The following is a 17,688-nucleotide window of genomic DNA, read 5'->3' as shown; positions in this document are numbered from 1 at the left end:
CGGGCGAGGGGGCTGACCCATCACACGGCCGCCCCCGTCCTACGCGAGGGCGGCCGTGGTCGTCCTGCGGAGAGTCCGGGCATGAGAACGGCCCCCCTCGGACGTAGGCCGAGGGGGGCTGTCTCGTTCAGGGGGGACTAGAACCCGGCGGTGATCCGGGTGAACTCCCAGTTGGACTGGGCCACGCCGGAGCAGGTGTCGGTGAGGCCGCCCGAGCAGGGGCGGTCACGGTTGACCGACCAGAAGGCGAGCCGGCCGAGGCCGCGGGCGTTGGCCCAGTCGCGGATCTGCGTCCAGGTGCCGACCGTGGTGACCTCGCTGTTGTCGGAGTAGCCGTTCATGCCCGAGATGCCCATGCGGGCGTAGGCCTGGGCGTCGGTGTAGCCCCACAGGGACTTGAGCTGGTTCTTCAGCCCCTCCGACGCGCTGACGGTGGAGTTGTAGATGCTGGAGGCGCCGAAGTTGAACGGCATGAGGGTGTAGTTGTCGATCGGCACGTTCAGCGCGCGGGCCTGCTGGATGAAGCGGGCCTCGGCGCCGGCGGGGCCGTTCTGGCCGGTGCCGATGGTGACGACGATCCGGATGTTCGGGTTGTTCTGCTTGACGATCTTGAGGCCGTTCAGGATGCGGTCCTGGACGGTGTAGTTGCCCATCTCGTCGGTGTTCTCGACGTCGAAGTCGACCACGTTGGGCCCGTGGGCGTTGATGACCTGCTGCACAGCGCCGGCGAAGGCCGCCGGGGTGGAGCAGTTCGGGCCGAGCTTGTTGCCGGACCAGCCGCCGAAGGAGATCTGGACCTGGCCGCCCGCGGCCTTGATGGCGTTGATGGTCGACTGGTCGGTGCCGCCGGTCAGCGGACGGGAACCGTCCCAGCGCGGCACGCAGCCGCCGCCGGACAGCATGAACGCCATGGTGAAGGAGCGCACACCGGTCTGGCTCATGATCGAGGTGGCGCTGGGCGGGCTGCCCCAGCCGAGGTAGAGGTAGGGCGTGCCGGGGAACCTGGCGGGGTTCGGGTTGCCGGGGTCGGGGTTGCCGCCGCCGGTCGGGAGGGTCCAGCGCTGGTTGGCGCCGGCGAAGCAGTCCCAGATCTGCAGCGGGGTGCCGTCGGCGGAGGTGTTGCCGGTGGCGTCCAGGCACTTGCCGAGGGCGCGCAGGGTGCCGTCGGACTGGGCGGTCCAGTTCTGGGCCGCGCTGCCGTTGCAGTCGTAGAGCTGGACACGGGTGCCGTTGGCCGAGCTGGCCGCGGCGACGTCGAGACACTTGCCGAGGGCGCGGATGGTCTGGCCCGTACCGGTCGTCCACTGCTGGGCGGTGGTGCCGTTGCAGGTGTAGAGCTGGATGGCGGTGCCGTTGGCGGAGCTCGCGGCGGCGACGTCGACACACTTGCCGCCGAATCCGGTGATCTGACCGACCGCCGCCTGGGCGGGGGCCGCGACGACACCGGTGAGCACGAGCGCGGCGGCGCTCAGCACGGCTCCGGCGCGCAGCAGTAATCGAAGGCGCATGGGTATCTCTTTCTCACACGTAAGCGAGGCAAGGGGAGAGCCCGGCCGGATACTTCTTCCCCTTAAATTAACTCGGATGGAACACCCTCCCACTGACCCTTGTCAATAGGAAAGTTTCCGAATTAATTCATCGCGTGAGGGTCTGTCAGCGCCTCTTACCTGCGGGAATGCGCTCTCCTGTCATCACCGGCCATCGAACAGGTGGAGAAGTCTGGTGACTTCCACGCACCTGAGGCTGTCGGAGGGGAACCATCTGGACCGTTCCGTCAGGGCGCGGGCGGCGTGCCCGGCGGCGTCCGCCCGGGCCCCTGACCGGGCGATCACCACCCACGGCCGCCCGGGATCCGCCCCGCCCCACCACGGCCGGGGCCGGACCGAGAACAGCCCGGCGGCCAGCCGCGCCGCCCGCTCCGCGTCGCCCGGCCGGTCGGCCGCGAGATGCGCGTCGGCCGTCAGCAGCGCGGCCCTGATCTGCCGCCCCGCGTCCAGCGGCCCGCCGAGCGACATGCACGCCTCGGCCACGGCCAGCGCGTGCTCGGCCGCCTCCGCCACCGTCCCCGAGCCGGTCGACGACTGGACCACCGCGAGGCGGGCCGAGGCCTCCAGTGCCCTGGCCTCCCAGGTCAGCATGTGGTCGTCGCCGAGGACGCCGGCGCGCCTCCCGGCCTCCTCCGCCGCGTGGTCGGCCGCTTCGGCGAGGACACGCCGGTTCTCGGGCTCGATCAGCGGCAGCGTCAGCAGGGTCGTCGCCAGGTCGGCGCGGGCCACTCCCGTCCAGTGGTCGTGGGGGCCGAGGGTCTCGCGCCTGCGGGCGAGTTCGGCCCGCTGCGAGGTCAGCGCGCGGCGCAGGTCGTCGGGCCGGGCCCGGCGGGCCAGCCAGCGCAGATGGCCGCTGGCGATCTCCATGGTGACCGGGTCGTCGGGGCCGAGGGAGACCCCGGCCTCGGCGTGGACGGCCGCCCAGGCCGTCACGCTGTCGTCGACCCGGCGGGTGCGGCTCAGCTCCCCCTCGGTCGCGGCGGCGATCCGCAGCGCGATCGAGTGGGAGGCGCCCAGGCGGGCGCGGGCGCTGGTCAGCAGGTCGCCGAGCTCGGCCGCGGCGGACGGCCCGCCCGCGCGCACGATGGCGCGCAGACGGGCGATCCAGGCACGGTCGCCGCCCCGATCGGGCATCGGGGCGGCCCCCTCAGGCAGCACGGGGGCCGTTGTCACGTTCCCGCTCCTCCGTCCTGATGGTCCGGCGCAGGGCCTCGGCCGCAGCTTCGAGCAGGTCGGCGGCGGCCAGCTTCTGCGGGACGGCGAGCCGCGCCGACAGCACCCCGACGACGGCGTCGGCGAGCGTGGACAGCGGCTCGCTGGTACGTTCCACGACCGCGATCCGGGCCTCCAGCGCGGGCCGGACCCCGTCGAGCACCACTTCGGCCGGCACGTGCAGGCCGCGCGACGCGTCGATGATCACGTTCTGCAGCAGGCAGAAGACGTCGCGCGCGGTGGCCCGGTGACCGAAGACCGCCATCAGGTCTTCGACCGCGCAGACCGGCGGCTCCAGCCCGGTGGCCCGCAGCAGGCCCGGATGGTCGGCCGCGAAGTCGGCCACCGCCAGCACCAGCCCCTCGGCGGCGGCCATCCGGCCGGCCGGCCCCGACTCCATCATCTGTAGCCAGCTATCGCGATAGGACCAGAAAGTCCATACGACGGTCTCGCGCGCCAGTTCGGTCAGCGCGTCGACCCGCCCGAAGCACTCGGGCAGCTCCTTGTCGTACGCCGCCGCGAGCGAGTGACGCGCCCTCGGCCCGACGACCGTGTACAACGTGCTGGTCGAGCCCCCCGACACGTCCAGCACCCTCTTCCCCACCCGGCCCTCGGCCTCGGCCACCTCGCGGCAGGCCGCGTAGTAGACCGTCCTGGTCGCCCAGTGGCGTTGCCCGTGGCGGCTCCCCTGTAACAGGCGTTCCCGCCAACGGGCGGCCACGCTCCGGCGAGATTCCGTGAGTACGTCGGCCACGACCCCTCCCACCCGTACGGAAGTATTCGAATTGTTGACTGAACAGTACAGCTGACTTAAGTAGTTTTCACGACCTGATTGCTTTTGGTGACATTGGTGAGGATGTTCACCAGGTGTTCTGTGCGGAAAGACGGCCGATCGGCCAACACGGCGGGGACCCGGACCGAACCGCGCGTAAGGAGCGTGCATAGGATGCAAGCCGAACTTCTCAAACAGGCACGGAAGGCACCACGTGAACCCCCCAGCACGCAGCGGCGGCGCGATCATCACAGCTCTTGCGTCGGCGGGGATCGTGGTCTCGGTGATGCAGACCATCGTGATCCCGATCGTGCCCGAGCTGCCGAGGTACCTGAGTACCGACGCCTCGTCGGTCACGTGGGTGCTGACCGCGACCCTGCTGGCCGGCGCCGTCGCGACGCCCGTCACCGGGCGGCTGGGCGACATGTTCGGCAAGCGGCGGATGCTGCTGATCTGCCTCGGGCTGCTGGTGGCCGGTTCCGTGGTGGGCGCGCTGAGCTCCTCGCTCGTCCCGATGATCGTCGGCCGGGCGCTCCAGGGCTGCGCGGCCGGGGTGATCCCGCTCGGGATCAGCCTGATGCGCGACGAACTGCCGCCCGCGCGGCTCGGCTCGGCGATGGGGCTGATGAGCTCCTCGCTCGGCGTCGGCGGCGCCCTCGGGCTCCCGGCCGCCGCCGCGATCGCCCAGAACGCGAGCTGGCACCTGCTGTTCTGGGGTGCCGCCGGGCTGGGCCTGATCGCGATGATCCTGGTCTGGATCCTCGTGCCGGAATCGAGCGCGCGCACCGGCGGCCGCATCGACGTGCCGGGCACGATCGGCCTGACGGCCGGCCTGCTCTCCCTGCTGCTGGCCATCACCAAGGGCGGCGACTGGGGCTGGAGCTCCCCGCTGACGCTGGGACTGCTCGCCGCCGCGCTGGTGATCCTGGTCGTCTGGGGCGTGTACGAACTGCGCCGCCCCGGCCCCCTGGTCGACCTGCGCACCTCCGCGCGGCGGCCGGTCCTGCTCACCAACATCGCCTCGATCGCCATCGGCTTCGCCATGTACGCCCAGGCGCTGGCCATCCCGCAACTCCTGCAGCTGCCCGCCGCCACCGGCCACGGGCTCGGCCAGTCGATGCTCGTGGCGGGCCTGTGCATGGCCCCCGGCGGCCTGGTCATGATCTTCGTCTCGCCCTTCTCGGCCAAGCTGTCGGCCTGGAAGGGCGCCAAGGTCTCCCTCATGACCGGCGCCCTGCTGTTCGCGATCGGCGACCTCGCCGCGCTGTGGCTGCTGAGCGCCCCCTGGCAGCTCATCGTGGTCAGCCTCATCACCTCGACCGGCATGGCGCTGGCCTTCGCCGCCATTCCGGCCCTGATCATGGCGAACGTCCCGCAGACCGAGACCGCCGCCGCCAACGGCCTCAACGCCCTGATGCGCTCGGTCGGCACGTCCACCGCCAGCGCGGTCGTCGGCGTGGCGCTGGCCCACATGACCCAGCCGTTCGCCGGAACCCTGGTGCCGACCCTTGACGGATTCAAGCTGACGTTCATTCTTGGAGCGGTGGCCGCCATGCTGGCGGCACTGATCATGGCGTTCGTGCCCGGCAGGCGTGCGAGTGTGGCGTACGCCGCCACCACAAAAGACGAGCCGGGTATGGCTGCCGCCCACGTTCACGGGTCTTCATAACCCGCATATCGTCCTCGTGAGCGGGGATGTGGCCCACAAGGACACATCACCCGATCACATAGCGAGGACCGCGATGGATCCGCTTCTACCCGCCATCCAGCAGATGCTCGACGCCACCAACCGGGGCGATGGCGGCGCACTCCTGGGTGCGTTCGCCGAAGACGCGGTCGTGGTGAACTTCGGCCGCACTTTCGAGGGGCGCGACCGCATCGCCGATTGGGACGCCCAGGACAACATCGGCAGCCGCACCAAGCTCGTGGTCACGGGGGCGCGCACCACGGGCGACACGACCACGGTCTCGGTCCACGTGTCCGGCGACGGCTACAACGGGCCGGGCACCCTGACCTTCCGCACGCACGACACCCTTATCGACCGTCTTGACATCACCTGACTCTCGGCATCACTTCCATACTTCCGGGTCGGATAGGTCCGTCAAGCGCTAGGAAAGGCTGGTGCAAGCGGAAGCTTCATAACTTGTTCACGTACGCGCAAAACGTACGAGAAGGAGCGCGGATGGTCCACGAGGGGGACCGCCAGGGACAGGGCACGGCTCTGGCGGCCGGGGAACACGCACTGCACGTCGACGGGGATCTTCGTGCGGCCCGCCAGTGGTTCGAACTGGCCTGGCAGCAGGCCGAGCAGGAAGGCGACCGCGACGGCATGTCCCGGTCGGCGCTCGGCCTGAGCGGCATCTGGGTGCACGAACACCGCACCGGCGAGGGCGAGGCGACCATCCGCGCCCGCCAGTGGGCGGCCCTGCGGGCCGGTGACCCCCACTCCGGCCTGGCCAGGCGGCTGCGCATCAGGCTCACCGGCGAGGAGGACTACCGCTGCGGCACCCATGAGGCGATCCTGCGGAAGGTCGACGAGGCCCGCCTCGCGGGCGACACCGTCGCCCTGGTCGAGGCGCTCAGCCTGGCCCACCACTGCCTCCTCGGCCCCGAACACGCCAACCTGCGGCTGGGCCTGGCCCAGGAGATGATCGGCCAGGCGGCCCGGACCGGCCGGCGCGGCGACATCGTGATGGGCGTGATGTGGCGCGCCGTCGACCTGTTCCTGCTGGGCGATCCGCACGCCGAGCGCGGCCTGCGGGAACTGGTCACGCTGGTCGACCGGGGCCCCCACCTGGCGGCGGGCTTCATCGCGGGGACGATCCAGGTGATGCTGGCGATCCGCCAGGGCCGCTTCGGCCACGCCGAGAACCTCGCCGACGCCAACGCCGAACGCGGCGCCATCGCGGGAGACCGCGACGCGGCCGGTTGGTACGGCGGCCAGCTCGGCGCCATCCGCTGGTACCAGGGCCGCATCGCCGAACTGCTCGACGTCTTCCACGAGCAGGCCGACAACCCCGTTCTGAGCGCGGTCGACAACAGCTACTTCTCCGCCGTGGCCCTGGCCGCCGCGACCGCCGGCGAGGACCGCGTCGCGACCGGCATGCTGGCCCGGATCCGGGGCCGCGACCTCGCGGCGCTCCCCCGCTCGAGCACCTGGCTCTTCACCCTGTACGGGGTCACCGAGGCCGCCCACCTCCTCGGCGACGAGACGATCTCGGCGGAGGTCTACGACCTCGTGCTCCCCCACGCGACCGCTCCCGTGATCGCCAGCCTGGGCGTGGCCTGCCTCGGTTCGGCCCACCACACGCTGGGCGTGGCCAGCCTGACGATGGGCCAGATCGACCGCGCGATCGGCCACTTCCAGTCGGCCGTCCGCGACAACCTGGCCCTGGGCCACTGGCCCGCGACCGTCCTGTCCCGCTGGCGTCTGGGCCACGCCCTGGCGGCCCGCCACGGCGCCCGCGACGAGTTCGCGCTGCGGGAACTCGAAACGGCCACCAAAGAGGCCGCCGAACTGGGCATGGACCTGCCGCTTCCGGTGTCCCGCCGCACCCTGGGCCCCGCCCCCGCCACGGCCCGCCGCCACGGCCGCCACTGGCGGATCGACCTCGGCGGCCGCTCGGTCCTGGTCGAACACAGCGTCGGCCTGGGGCACCTGGCGGCGCTGATCTCCAACCCCGGGCGAGAGATCCCGGCCGCCGACCTGGCCGGGGTGCCCGACCAGCTGCCCGCGCAGCCGGTGATCGACTCGACGGCGCGCAGGGCCTACGAAGACCGGCTGACCCGTCTCCAGGAGGCGATCGAGGAGCGGGAGGCCCTGACCGACGCGGCCGGGGCGAGCGCACTGCGCGCCGAGCACACGTGGCTGGCCGAGGAACTGGCGGCGGCGACGGGCCTGGCGGGCCGCTCCCGGGCGTTCGCCGGCGACGGCGAACGGGCCAGAGTGGCGGTCGGCAAGGCGATCCGCCGGGCCCTGGCCCGGATAGAGGAACTCGACACGGCGGTGGGAGCGGAGTTACGCGCGACCGTGAAAACGGGAGCCCGCTGCAGCTACCAGCCCCGTTGAACGATCTCGCCCCGCGGGGCGCACCGGCCCGTGGGCGGACGATGCGGGAGCGGCCGGTTGGCGCCGGCTACGGAGCGGACCGATGACGGCGGTCGGTGCCGGCCAAGCGAAGCCGTAACGGAAGAAAGAGCTCGAATCAGACGATTCGCCCCACGTGGGCGAGTGCCTGCTTCAGCAGGGTGCCCTGGCCGCCGGTCATCTCCTGCTGGACCATCGGGGAGGCGGCCTCCTCGGGGGTGAACCACTCCAGGTCGAGGGCGTCCTGCCTCGGGGCGCAGTCGCCGGAGACCGTGACGATGTAGGCCAGTGAGACCGCGTGCTGGCGGGGGTCGTGGTAGGCGGTGACGCCGGGCGTGGGGAAGTATTCGGCGATGGTGAAGGGCTGCGGCGAGAGCGGCACGCGGGGCAGCGCGACCGGGCCGAGGTCTTTCTCCAGGTGGCGGAGCAGGGCGTCGCGGACCCGCTCGCCGTAGAGCACCCGGCCGGAGACCAGCGCGCGGCTGACGTTCCCGTCGCCGTCGATGCGGAGCAGCAGGCCGACGTGGGTGACCACGCCGTTCTCGTCGGCGCGGACCGGCACGGCGTCGACATAGAGAATCGGCAGGCGCTCGCGCATTTGTGAGAGCTCGTCAGGTGAGAGCCAGCCCGCCGCGGTTTCGGTCATTTCGGTCATCGCTCGATCTTATCGGGATCGCGGAACGACAGCCCTGCGGCGGTCAGCGCCTCGGTGAGAATGCGGATGCCCTTGGGTCCCATCCCGTGGAGAGCCAGCAGCTCCTTAGCGGTGTGGCGGGTGACGTCTTCCAAGGTGCGGCAGTTCACCTCGGCCAGCGCCTGGGTCGCCGGGCGGCTTATCGTCGGGAGTTCGGTCATAACAGCAGATGGTAGGAGAGCATGGGGGTGTGGCGCTGACCGGTTCCCTTCAATTGCCCGACGGCACCTTCGTGCGTGGCCGTGGCGTGAGCAGACCCCTGCCGCCGGGGCCTCTTCCCGATTTCGGCCTCTATGTCCTGGAACGGGCGCCCGAGGTGGCGTGGCCGTCCGAGTGGGTCCGCTGGCGCGACTTCTGGCTGCCCGCCGACTCCGCCGCCGCCGCCAGGGCCATCCGCGGCCTGTACGACCGGGCGGCCGCCGGTGAGGACGTCGAGGTGGCCTGCCGGGGCGGCATCGGACGCACCGGCACGGTCATCGCCTGCATGGCGACCCTGACCGGCCTCTCCCCGGCCGAGGCGATCGCCTGGACCCGCGCGAACCACCATCGGCGGGCGGTGGAGACACCCTGGCAGCGGTTCTGGGTCCGGCGGTTCGCCTCGGGGTGACTACCCGTCGCCCTCCGCTCCGTGACCACGGATCAGCCGGTCGGGGCGGGCGGTCAGCAGGCGGACGGGGTAGCCCAGGCCGGGCATCCGGTGGATCTCGTCCGAGGCGGCGCGGAAGCCCATGCGGGTGAGGAGGACGTCCTGGCCGTGGGCCGTACCTGCCAGGACCCAGACCATCTTGCGCCCCAGCCGCAGCGTCATCGCGGCCCCGGCCAGGACGAGCGAACGCCCGACACCGCTTTGGCGGTGCGCCTCCCCGACCATCCACCTGCCGCCCTCCACGACGTCGGACGGGGTCAGTCCTTCCCGGTGAATGAGGTCACCGGCCCGGGGTTCCACGTCGAGGACCCAGCTCGGATCCAGGTCTTCCAGCGGGGCGAACCGGGCGACTCCGGCGATCTCCCCGGTCGGGAGGCGGGCGATCAGGTGATAGGCCACCGCGTCGTGGCCGTCGTGGTCCTGGTCTGATGGGAAGCCGAACGAGTGGAGCACCTCGGCGCGGAACTCCACCAGCTCTTTGTGCCAGGGCGCGGCGCCGAACTCACCTGCGGGTGGATGGACGTCGACGGTCGTCGAACCGACCTGGGCGGGGGTCATACGGCCACTGCGGGGACCTTGGTGATCTTCATGCCGACCCCGTGACGAGATAGATGGGCAGCGCCGTGAGGAACTCCCCCGCCTCGTCGGCGTCTCGCACCGCCGCGAACCAGGACGGCGGGGCCGGGATCAGTCGCTCGTCGAAGACGGGGATGACCGACATGGCGTCGGCCAGGTCGGTCGACACCCCGAGGAAGGCCCTGACCTCGGTCTTCGTGATGCCCTGGCGGACCAGGCGGCGGCGCAGGGTGCGTCCCATCGACGGGTGGGGCACGACGGTGCGGAACACTCCGAGCACCTGGGCGGCGAGGTCCTCCTCGATCCCGTCGACCACGAGGCCGGTCCAGTCGACGTCGATCAGGCAGATCCGGCCGCCGGGGGCGAGCGCCCGGACGAGGTTGCCGACCACCCGGTCGGCGTCCGGGACATGCTGGAGCAGCCGTTCGGCCCAGACGACGTCGTAGTGTCCCGGCCGATCGAGGGTGGCGAGGTCGGCGGTCTCGGCGGTGACACCGGGGATCTCGGCGGCGGCGCCCGACATGACCGGGTCGGCGTCGATCGCGGTGACCCGGGCGCCCAGGTTCGCGAACCGGGCGGCCATGTCACCTGGCCCGGACCCGGCGTCGAGCACCCGCTCCCCCGGCTGGACGTCCAGCCGGATCAGGCCCTCGTGCCGGATCCCCTGGACCATGGGATGGCGGGAGACCCTTTCGAGGTAGCCGCGCATGTCGTGACCGTGAAACACCGCCATGTGGCGCCCCCGAGGCTGGGTTCGGCTGACGTGTCGAGCGTGGCAACCGGTGCACCAGGCGGCAAGGAGCGGTCCAGTCAGGCATTCCTATCTCAAAGGGGCAAATCGGTAACTGTGCGTCGGTTGACTCCCGATACGTATGTCACCAGTCGCGGGTCGCGACGAGCTCCTCGATATCGGCGTCTTCGAACCCATAGGCGGACGCGATGAACCAGAAGTCGGAGGCGATGGTGTCCCTCGCGGCCGTCTCGATCTCACTGCCGGCCTCGTGGAACTCCTCGTCGAGGGCGTTGAACTCGTCGGTCGCGGCGTGGGTGAGGACGTAGAGGGCGGCCAGGCCGGCGGGCTTCTCGGCCTCGATGCGGTCGCACAGCCGCAGCAGGATCGTTTTGCCCTTGTCGACGAGGTGGTCGGGGAAATAGCCGTCGGCGTACATGTCCTTCAGGAAGGCGTACTCAGCGATCTTCGAGGTGACGGGCATGCGGGGAGCTCCTGGTCGGGCGGCGTGATCGGGCGTCAGCGATCCTGCCGCACGCCACCGACAATTCGCGGTCCCTCGCAGCGGTCCGGCTGGGGATGTACCTGGCCCCCTGGCTCTGCTCCACCCGTCAGCGCTGTTCCTGGCCGGTGTCCGTCTCACGATCGTGGTAGGTGGCCGCGCGGAACAGGAACGATGCCCAGGATCGGAACGGGCGCCACGACTCGGCCAGCTTCTTGAACTCCCTCGGCGGCGCGTCCTCCGGGAGCCCGTAGGCCTCTCTGAGCAGACCGAACAGTCTCGGCTCGTCGCCGGGGAAGGCGTCGGGGGCGCCTGCCCCGCGGATCAGGATCAGCCCCGCCGAGAACGGCCCCACGCCCGGCAGCGCCTTCAGTTCGGCCAGCGCCTCCTCCGGCGGGACGCTGCGGAGGTATTCGCTGGTCAGGATGCCGTCGAGGGCTGCTCTGGCCAGGCCGCGGATCCACTCTTCCTTCTGTGCGGGGAGACCGAGGCCGTCGGCGTCGAGGAGGGTCACCGGGGGTGGGAAGACGGCGTGCTCGGTGTCGTCCACGACGATTCTCGCGCCGAACTTCTCCGCGATGCGCTGCTTCAGCTTCGCCGCGATGACCATCGACGACCGTTGCACGATCACGGCCCAGACGGCCGCCTCCCATGGCGTCCAGAAGCAGACCGGCCGCAGCCCCGGGTGCGCCGCCTGCAGTGAGCCCAGCACGGGATCGGCGCGCCCCACCTTCGCGAAGCCGGTGCCGTCGACGTCGAGGGAGAAGATCCTGGCCACCTCGGCGCGGAGGGCCGGTCCGGCGGGGCGGGTGGTCTCGACCCACACACCGCCGGGGGCGGCGGTGAGGGCGACCCCCACGGGGAGCCAGTCGTGTTCGGCGCAGTAGGCGAACCGGAGCGTCCGGCCGTCGGAGGGAAGGGTGCTGGCCGCCGGCCACTCTTCGACGAACCGCAGGGTGGCGGCGAAGTCGAAGGTGCCCCGGGCGGTGAGCGCGAAGCCGTGCGTGGTCATCTGCGCATCGTAGGGGCCGGGCCGGAGGAAGGTGCGGAGCCTAATACCTCTGGACTGCGTAAATACCAAATATCACCATTTCTCCATTCCGTGATTCCGGCCGAATTCATGGAATCGTCCACGCCATAGCATCGACGGACAGCCCCCCGATTCCAGGAGCAGTCATGAACGCGATTCCCCACGACCGACTTGAGCAGTTGCAGCAGATCCAGAGCGGGCTCATGCAGGGCGAGCAGATCATCGCCGTCTACGACGCCGTCGGCGTGGGCACCGGGTTCCTCGGGCTGACCGACCGGCGGGTGATCGTGCAGGACAAGTCGTTCGTCGGGAAGAAGGTGGCGATCACGAGCATCCCCTACTCGAAGATCACCAGTGTCAGCGTGGTCAGCAACAAGTCGTTCGCGGGTTCGTTCTTCTCGTCGGGCGCGATCGCCATCAATGTCGGCACGCATGTGTACGAGATGGACTTCCGGGGCGAACAGAAGGCGCACCACGTTCACAGCGTCATCCTCCATTACATCAGCAGGTAGACTGTATGCAGAATACAACGCTCTTGGAGGTGGCCATGCTCACCAAGCAGGAAGCAGCCGAAGCCGTCCGGCAGGCCAAGATCGTCACGGGGGTGACCTGGGCGCAGCTCGCCGAAGCGGTCGGCCGTCCGTTGGCCTGGACGACGGCGGCGCTCCTCGGCCAGCATCCGATGCCCAAAGACGAGGCGGCCACCGCCGCGGCGCTGCTGGAGCTGGGCGAAGACGTGGTGCTGGCCCTCCAGCTCCAGCCGACGCGGGGCGCGCTCGACGCGGCGGTGCCGGTCGACCCCACGATCTACCGTCTCTATGAGGTGATCCAGGTCTACGGGCCCACCATCAAGGAGCTCATCCACGAGCAGTGCGGCGACGGCATCATGAGCGCCATCAACTTCCGGCTCGACGTGCGGCGGGTTCCCGACCCGGAGGGCGACCGCGTGGTGATCACCATGGATGGGAAATACCTGCCCTACCAGTGGTGAATATGGATTTGTACGTAGTGAACCCGCCCCGTCATTGCGATGATGCCGGGGGTCGGGAGTCAGACGTACGAAGGAGCGGCCATGGCCGTGGCGTGGGGACCTGTCCGGGGCCGGGTCGTGTTCGACAGCAGCGTCCACCATCTGGCCCGGGAGCAGCAGTCCAGCGGGTTCTCCTGGACGGGCACCCGGTCCCTGCTCCTGACCGACTGGCCCGCCGCCTACGTCCACGACACCGGTGGGTTCGGGAACGCGGCCGTCACCGCCCTCGATCCGGCGGCCGACCCCGACGTCTCGATCGCGCTGGCCGACCAGAGCACCCGGCTCGTCGGCGACATCCGGCTGCCCGGCGGGCGGGCGCTCCAGCTGTCCTCCGGCCCGCTCGAACCGTCGGCGCTGCACGCGCTGACGGTTCTGGGCGGGCGGCTCATGCCCGACGCCGCGACGCTCGACTTCATCAGCCCGTGTGCCGTCTCGATCACGCCGCACTACGAGGAAGGCGGGGAGCCCGCTGAACTGACCGCCTACACCGTGCTGTCCGGAGGGCGGCTGCGGTTGCGCGACCGGGGCGCGGTTCCGGTGGAGTGGCCCGTCAACCGGGTCGCGGTCACGCCCCATGGGCCGAGCGCCGTCGAGGTTCGCGGCGGCGCGCTGCTCGACGGGCGGTTTCTGAGCGGCGCGACCCTGCATCTGGTGACGCCGCAGGTCCGCGACGCCTTCCTCAAGGTCTTCCGGACGGTCGCCGCCTCCGTTCCCGGGACGGTGGGCACGTCGGCCCCGGTGACGGTCCGGGGTCTGGCCAAGGGGACGGCCGACTGCGTCCTCGGCGCGGACACACTGGAGTTCCAGGCCACCGACTCCCAGAAGGTGCTGGCCGCCTTCGACCTGGGCGATCCCGAGCTGCGCGTCGCCGGGTCGGCCGAACGCTTCGTCATCTTCAGCCCGGCGCACGGGCCGGTCTCCGTGACCTGCGCGTCGGCGGCGTTCGGCCGTCGCCTGCAGGAGCACGCCAAGCTCCGGGCCGCCGCCGAGCGCACCCTGACGTCGGGGATCTTCCCGGCCGAACTGTCCGACGGGCGTCCGGTGGCGCTGGCGTGCACCCCCGACGGCCTGCGGATACGTGGGCCGGAGCTGGGGCTGCGGATCGCGTACACCTCGATCAAGAGTGTCGAGGGCACCCCCGAGCGGCTGCGGCTGACCACCGAGCGCAGCGACCTGACCGTGGTCGCGCCGCCGGAGCTGATCCAGGCGCTGCACACCGAACTTCGGGCCCGCAGTTACCTCGACGCGACCGCCGGTCAGGTCCCCGGCATGCTCCGCGCGGCGGTCGGACTGGAGGAGGACTACCTCCTCTACACGATCTTCGGCCCGTTCTACGAACTGCACGCCGCGCTGCTCGGCGAGGGCGCCGACCTGGGCGGTCCGGTGACGGAGCCGAACGCGGCCGTGTTCCAGGTGGGGCTGTTCGAACTGCAGCGCCACCTCGACCAGGTCTCGTACATCCTGCCCGCGTTCATCCGCCGGCGTGACGCCCTCCTGCTGGGCGACCCGGAGCCCGACTGGCTCAAGGCGGAGGAGGCCGCTCTCCGCGCCGCGCTGGCCCCGGTGCAGCGTGCCGCCGCGGAGGTCGGCCAGCTGGCCGCGCAGGTGTCCCGGCTGATCGACCTCGACCCGGCCGAACTCCCGAAGGTCAGCTACGGCGGGGCTGCGGTGTCGCTGGGGGCCGCCGCGCTGGTGAACCCGGTCTTCGCGGTGTCGGGTCTGTCGCAGGCCTACGCGGCCCGCAACCAGGGTGACCAGCGCAGGAACCAGGCCACCGCGCTGTCGGCGCGCGGCTGGACGACGGTCCTCGACCGCTGGAACGCGCTGGTGGGCAGCTCGCTGCCGGTGCTGTCCTACGTCATCACCGAGAACGTCTTCCCGCTGCGCTGGACGGCCGCCCGCCGCCTGGCCGAAACCGCCACCCTGCCCGCGGTGGCCCGCCGCCTCGCCACTCTCGACGTGCTGCGCCGCTATCCGGCGAGCCCCGGAGTCCGGCTCCGCCGGGGAGACGTCGCCGACCACCTGCGCGCCACCCGCGACGGCCTGCCCACTCCCCGCTTCGCCGACTTCTGACCAGCCAAGGAACCCGCGATGACCCTGTTCACCAGCCAGTTCGACCGGGCCCGCCGCTTCTCCGCCGCCTACGCGGGCGAGCCGGGCGACACGCGCTTCTGGACCCCGGCGACCATCGGAGTCGCCGCCGGTTTAGGCGCCGCCGCACTGATCGCCGCCGACGCCGGCGGCTGGGGTGACGTCCCGGCCGACCCCGACCAGACCGCGACCTTCGGCGGTGGCGGTGGTGACGACGGGCAGGACGGCGGGCCGTGGTCGGTTCATTCGGACTGGTCGGACGCGTCCGTCGGCGGCGACGGCGACTTCATGTACTTCTCCGACGGCGACGTCAGCTTCACCGTCGGCTGAGCGGGCTGTAGTTCTGCCCGAGGGGCCGGCCCGGGATGGGGCGGGCGATGAGCGCGACGGGGATGAAGAAGCAGATCTGGCCGATCGCGACGGTGAGCGTCCAGAGGGCCTTGTCGTCGTAGTGCGCGGCCGCTCGGGCGAACAGCTCGTCGGATACGCGCTCTCCCGACGGATTCGGGGTGAGCACGGCCTCGACGAGCTCCAGCGCGACCCGCTCGGCGTCGGTGAAGAAGGGCGCGTCGCGCCAGGACGCCACGGCGGCGACGCGGTCGTCCGGCTCCCCGGCCTTGCGGAGATTCTCGGTCTGCCGGACCACGTGGTAGGTGCTCCCGACGAGCTGACCGGCGCGGAGATGGACCAGGTGGACGGTTGTGTCCGGGACCGTGCCGTTGTGGGCGGCCTTCGTCATGCCGACGGCGATCGTGCCCATGTCGGGGAAATATTGCATGGGGTCGGGCAGGCGTGACTGGAGCTCGGTCATGGTCGTTCCTCCGGAGTCTCGGCGTTGGTGTCCGGTAGTCCGACGACGCGGCGGCGTGGATTGTGAGGCCTCACATTCCGGGAGGCTGTCTCGTCGAAGATGGGACGAAGGGGGCATCGTGACGGCCGAACTGAGTGAACGGCGACATCTGATCAATCTGTCCTACCGGCTCCTCGGCTCCCTGGCGGACGCTGAGGATGTCGTACAGGAGACCTATGCGCGCTGGTATGGCCTGACCCGCGAACAGCGGCAGGTCATCGCGTCGCCGGGGGCGTGGCTGACGACCGTGGCCAGCCGCATCTGCCTCGACCTGCTGGGCTCGGCCCGGGTCAGGCGCGAGCGATACGTCGGGGAGTGGATCCCGGAGCCGGTGCCGGAGCAGACCGACGACCCGGCCGACCGCGTCACCCTGGACGAATCGGTCAGCATGGCCTTTCTCGTCGTCCTCGAATCGATGACCCCCGCCGAACGGGTCGCGTTCATCCTGCACGACGTGTTCTGCCACTCCTTCGCCGAAGTGGCCGACATCGTCGGCCGCAGCCCGGCGGCCTGCCGCCAGCTCGCCTCCTCGGCCCGGCGGCGCGTCCTGGCCGTCCCCACGGTTTCGACGGCGCAGCGTGCGGACGTCGTCAGGGCCTTCAAGCAGGCGTGGGAGGCCAAAGACATCGAGGCCCTCGTCGGCCTGCTCGACCCCGGCGTGACGGTGATCGCCGACGGCGGCGGCCTGGCCAATGCCGTGCTGCGGCCGGTCGAGGGCGTCGACCAGGTGCTGCGGTACGCGGTCGAACTCGCCGGGAAGCTGACTGATCTGACGATCCTGGAACAGACCGTCAACGGGCAGCCCGGCCTGGTGATGCGGCAGGACGGCGTGACGGTGACGGTGATGGCGTTCGACGTGGCCGACGGGCGGATCACCAACATCTGGGCGGTACGCAACCCGGAGAAGCTCCGGTCATGGACCGTCGAGCCTCGGAACTAGGAGATATGCCATGGTGTCACGCGTCATGATCGCCCTGCAGACAGCGGTGCTGTTCGCCGCGCCGGTGACGGCAGGGATATTGCTGACCGCGCCCGTCGGGCGGACGTTGCACAGCGCTTCGGCGTACACGATGTTCACGGTGGCGGTGCTGAACGTGGTCGTCACGGTCGTGTTGTGGCGGCGGGGTGACGGCTCGTCGAAGCCGATTCTGTACGCCGCCCTGTTCCTCGCCCTGACGCTCGCGCAGATCGCGTTGGGGATCGCGGGCTGGAAAACAGTGCACGTTCCGCTGGGTGTGCTGATGTTCGGCCTGAGCCTGCTCCAACTCAGTCAGATCCGGACCTCGGAGCCTGTCGGCCAGTCGTAGGCCTCTGCCAATAATGGCCTCTACGCGGAAGGAGGCCCGACAGGTGCAGGTCGATTCTTCCCGGACGAACGCGACGCGGCCAATTGCGGTCTTCTTCCTGGTCGCGCTCTCGTTTCTCGCGCTGGCCACGCTGCGGGCCGCCAGCGTCCCCTACTGGAACGGGATGTTCCTGCTCGGCCTCGTCGTCTTCGGCTGGATCCCGATGATGTTCGGGTTCCTCCTCTCGTTGCCGTTCACCGCGCACCGGATCGGGTCGCCCTTCCTGGTGGCGGCTCCGTTCGTCCTGATGCTGGTCGTCATGGTCGCCCTCGCTCTCGACGCCCCCTTCCAGGCCCGCTTCGCCCTCTCCCACGAGGCCATGAACCGCATCGTGAGCACTGCCGGTCCGGACTGCCAGGACGCCGGCCTCTACCGGCTCTGCCCGGAACCTCTCTACATCGACGAAGACGACACTCCCGACGGCGTCCGGTTCGCCGTCGACGAAGGATCCCTCGAGGACAACCGCGGCTTCGCCTACGCCCCGAACGGCGTCCCCGAGTCATTCGGCGACGACGACTACGAACACCTCACGGGCAAGTGGTATCGCTGGAAGGGCTGGGACGGCTGGTGAGCGG

At 70.6% G+C, this 17,688-nt stretch carries 21 protein-coding genes; 11 read left to right on the top strand and 10 right to left on the bottom strand.

All coding sequences use genetic code 11. The features are described from left to right. Positions 1 to 137: 137 nt before the first annotated feature. The 3 genes from AW272_RS29835 to AW272_RS29825 form a co-directional block, all read right to left on the bottom strand. A complete protein-coding gene (locus tag AW272_RS29835) occupies positions 138 to 1,508 on the bottom strand; it encodes a chitinase (RefSeq protein ID WP_066372212.1) in 1,371 nt (456 codons plus the stop codon). A gap of 183 nt (positions 1,509 to 1,691) precedes the next feature. Then, positions 1,692 to 2,720 carry a hypothetical protein gene (locus tag AW272_RS29830; protein WP_157518875.1) on the bottom strand — a complete coding sequence of 343 codons (1,029 nt, stop codon included), beginning with the start codon at positions 2,718 to 2,720 and terminating at the stop codon, positions 1,692 to 1,694. Beyond that, the gene (locus AW272_RS29825; RefSeq protein WP_066372207.1) at positions 2,695 to 3,513 is read right to left on the bottom strand and encodes a hypothetical protein; all 819 of its coding nucleotides are present in this window, start codon (positions 3,511 to 3,513) and stop codon (positions 2,695 to 2,697) included. Before AW272_RS29825 ends, AW272_RS29830 begins: the two co-directional genes overlap by 26 nt. Positions 3,514 to 3,745: 232 nt before the next feature. On the opposite strand from AW272_RS29825, the gene AW272_RS29820 reads away from it, so the two are divergent. The 3 genes from AW272_RS29820 to AW272_RS29810 all read left to right on the top strand — a co-directional run bounded on the left by AW272_RS29820 (position 3,746) and on the right by AW272_RS29810 (position 7,600). Beyond that, complete coding sequence (locus AW272_RS29820; protein WP_066372206.1) at positions 3,746 to 5,200, top strand: MFS transporter; 1,455 nt, start codon at positions 3,746 to 3,748, stop codon at positions 5,198 to 5,200. A gap of 73 nt (positions 5,201 to 5,273) precedes the next feature. After that, positions 5,274 to 5,591: a nuclear transport factor 2 family protein gene (locus AW272_RS29815; RefSeq protein WP_066372204.1), complete on the top strand. Its 318-nt coding sequence runs from the start codon at positions 5,274 to 5,276 to the stop codon at positions 5,589 to 5,591. A 122-nt stretch (positions 5,592 to 5,713) separates the two neighbouring features. Then, positions 5,714 to 7,600, top strand: a complete 1,887-nt coding sequence (locus AW272_RS29810; protein ID WP_066372200.1) for a hypothetical protein — start codon at positions 5,714 to 5,716, stop codon at positions 7,598 to 7,600. Between the two features lie 136 nt (positions 7,601 to 7,736). On the opposite strand, the gene AW272_RS29805 is transcribed toward AW272_RS29810, so the two are convergent. Next, positions 7,737 to 8,273 carry an NUDIX hydrolase family protein gene (locus tag AW272_RS29805; protein ID WP_066372198.1) on the bottom strand — a complete coding sequence of 179 codons (537 nt, stop codon included), beginning with the start codon at positions 8,271 to 8,273 and terminating at the stop codon, positions 7,737 to 7,739. Further along, entirely contained in the window at positions 8,270 to 8,473 is a 204-nt protein-coding gene (locus AW272_RS29800; RefSeq protein WP_066372196.1) for a helix-hairpin-helix domain-containing protein, read from the bottom strand. The genes AW272_RS29805 and AW272_RS29800 overlap by 4 nt, the downstream gene beginning before the upstream one ends. Positions 8,474 to 8,481: 8 nt before the next feature. On the opposite strand from AW272_RS29800, the gene AW272_RS29795 reads away from it, so the two are divergent. After that, positions 8,482 to 8,919: a protein-tyrosine phosphatase family protein gene (locus AW272_RS29795; RefSeq protein ID WP_066372193.1), complete on the top strand. Its 438-nt coding sequence runs from the start codon at positions 8,482 to 8,484 to the stop codon at positions 8,917 to 8,919. On the opposite strand, the gene AW272_RS45745 is transcribed toward AW272_RS29795, so the two are convergent. The 4 genes from AW272_RS45745 to AW272_RS29775 form a co-directional block, all read right to left on the bottom strand. Continuing rightward, a complete protein-coding gene (locus AW272_RS45745; RefSeq protein ID WP_066372191.1) occupies positions 8,920 to 9,516 on the bottom strand; it encodes a GNAT family N-acetyltransferase in 597 nt (198 codons plus the stop codon). A 28-nt stretch (positions 9,517 to 9,544) separates the two neighbouring features. Beyond that, a complete protein-coding gene (locus tag AW272_RS29785; protein ID WP_066372190.1) occupies positions 9,545 to 10,267 on the bottom strand; it encodes a methyltransferase domain-containing protein in 723 nt (240 codons plus the stop codon). 142 nt (positions 10,268 to 10,409) lie between these two features. Beyond that, complete coding sequence (locus tag AW272_RS29780) at positions 10,410 to 10,748, bottom strand: DUF5713 family protein (RefSeq protein ID WP_066372188.1); 339 nt, start codon at positions 10,746 to 10,748, stop codon at positions 10,410 to 10,412. A gap of 127 nt (positions 10,749 to 10,875) precedes the next feature. Continuing rightward, positions 10,876 to 11,778: a DNA-3-methyladenine glycosylase family protein gene (locus AW272_RS29775; protein ID WP_066372185.1), complete on the bottom strand. Its 903-nt coding sequence runs from the start codon at positions 11,776 to 11,778 to the stop codon at positions 10,876 to 10,878. Between the two features lie 164 nt (positions 11,779 to 11,942). On the opposite strand from AW272_RS29775, the gene AW272_RS29770 reads away from it, so the two are divergent. The 4 genes from AW272_RS29770 (at position 11,943) to AW272_RS29755 (ending at position 15,247) form a co-directional block, all read left to right on the top strand. Then, a complete protein-coding gene (locus AW272_RS29770; protein ID WP_066372182.1) occupies positions 11,943 to 12,308 on the top strand; it encodes a PH domain-containing protein in 366 nt (121 codons plus the stop codon). Positions 12,309 to 12,343: 35 nt separating this feature from the next. Beyond that, the gene (gene cynS / locus AW272_RS29765) at positions 12,344 to 12,787 is read left to right on the top strand and encodes a cyanase (RefSeq protein ID WP_066372180.1); all 444 of its coding nucleotides are present in this window, start codon (positions 12,344 to 12,346) and stop codon (positions 12,785 to 12,787) included. Between the two features lie 81 nt (positions 12,788 to 12,868). Beyond that, positions 12,869 to 14,899, top strand: a complete 2,031-nt coding sequence (locus AW272_RS29760) for a hypothetical protein (RefSeq protein ID WP_066372179.1) — start codon at positions 12,869 to 12,871, stop codon at positions 14,897 to 14,899. 18 nt (positions 14,900 to 14,917) lie between these two features. Continuing rightward, complete coding sequence (locus AW272_RS29755) at positions 14,918 to 15,247, top strand: hypothetical protein (protein WP_066372175.1); 330 nt, start codon at positions 14,918 to 14,920, stop codon at positions 15,245 to 15,247. On the opposite strand, the gene AW272_RS29750 is transcribed toward AW272_RS29755, so the two are convergent. Then, a complete protein-coding gene (locus tag AW272_RS29750) occupies positions 15,234 to 15,728 on the bottom strand; it encodes a carboxymuconolactone decarboxylase family protein (RefSeq protein ID WP_066372170.1) in 495 nt (164 codons plus the stop codon). The genes AW272_RS29755 and AW272_RS29750 overlap by 14 nt on opposite strands. Before the next feature lie 118 nt (positions 15,729 to 15,846). Here AW272_RS29750 and sigJ point away from each other — a divergent pair, with 118 nt between their 5' ends. Genes sigJ through AW272_RS29735 form a run of 3 tightly spaced genes read left to right on the top strand, consistent with a single transcriptional unit; the run spans position 15,847 to position 17,684 of the window. Beyond that, on the top strand, positions 15,847 to 16,707 hold the full coding sequence (sigJ, locus tag AW272_RS29745) for an RNA polymerase sigma factor SigJ (RefSeq protein WP_245657784.1): 861 nt from the start codon (positions 15,847 to 15,849) through the stop codon (positions 16,705 to 16,707). Between the two features lie 10 nt (positions 16,708 to 16,717). Further along, positions 16,718 to 17,074 (top strand): hypothetical protein, encoded by a 357-nt coding sequence (locus AW272_RS29740; RefSeq protein ID WP_066372168.1) that lies wholly within the window; start codon positions 16,718 to 16,720, stop codon positions 17,072 to 17,074. A gap of 43 nt (positions 17,075 to 17,117) precedes the next feature. Next, a complete protein-coding gene (locus AW272_RS29735) occupies positions 17,118 to 17,684 on the top strand; it encodes a hypothetical protein (protein WP_066372166.1) in 567 nt (188 codons plus the stop codon). Positions 17,685 to 17,688: the final 4 nt, after the last annotated feature.

It is taken from the genome of Herbidospora mongoliensis, from assembly GCF_001570545.1.
Classification (GTDB): domain Bacteria; phylum Actinomycetota; class Actinomycetes; order Streptosporangiales; family Streptosporangiaceae; genus Herbidospora; species Herbidospora mongoliensis.
The sequence above is the reverse complement of the archived record's forward strand: the minus strand, read 5'-3'. Positions and strand labels throughout refer to the sequence as shown.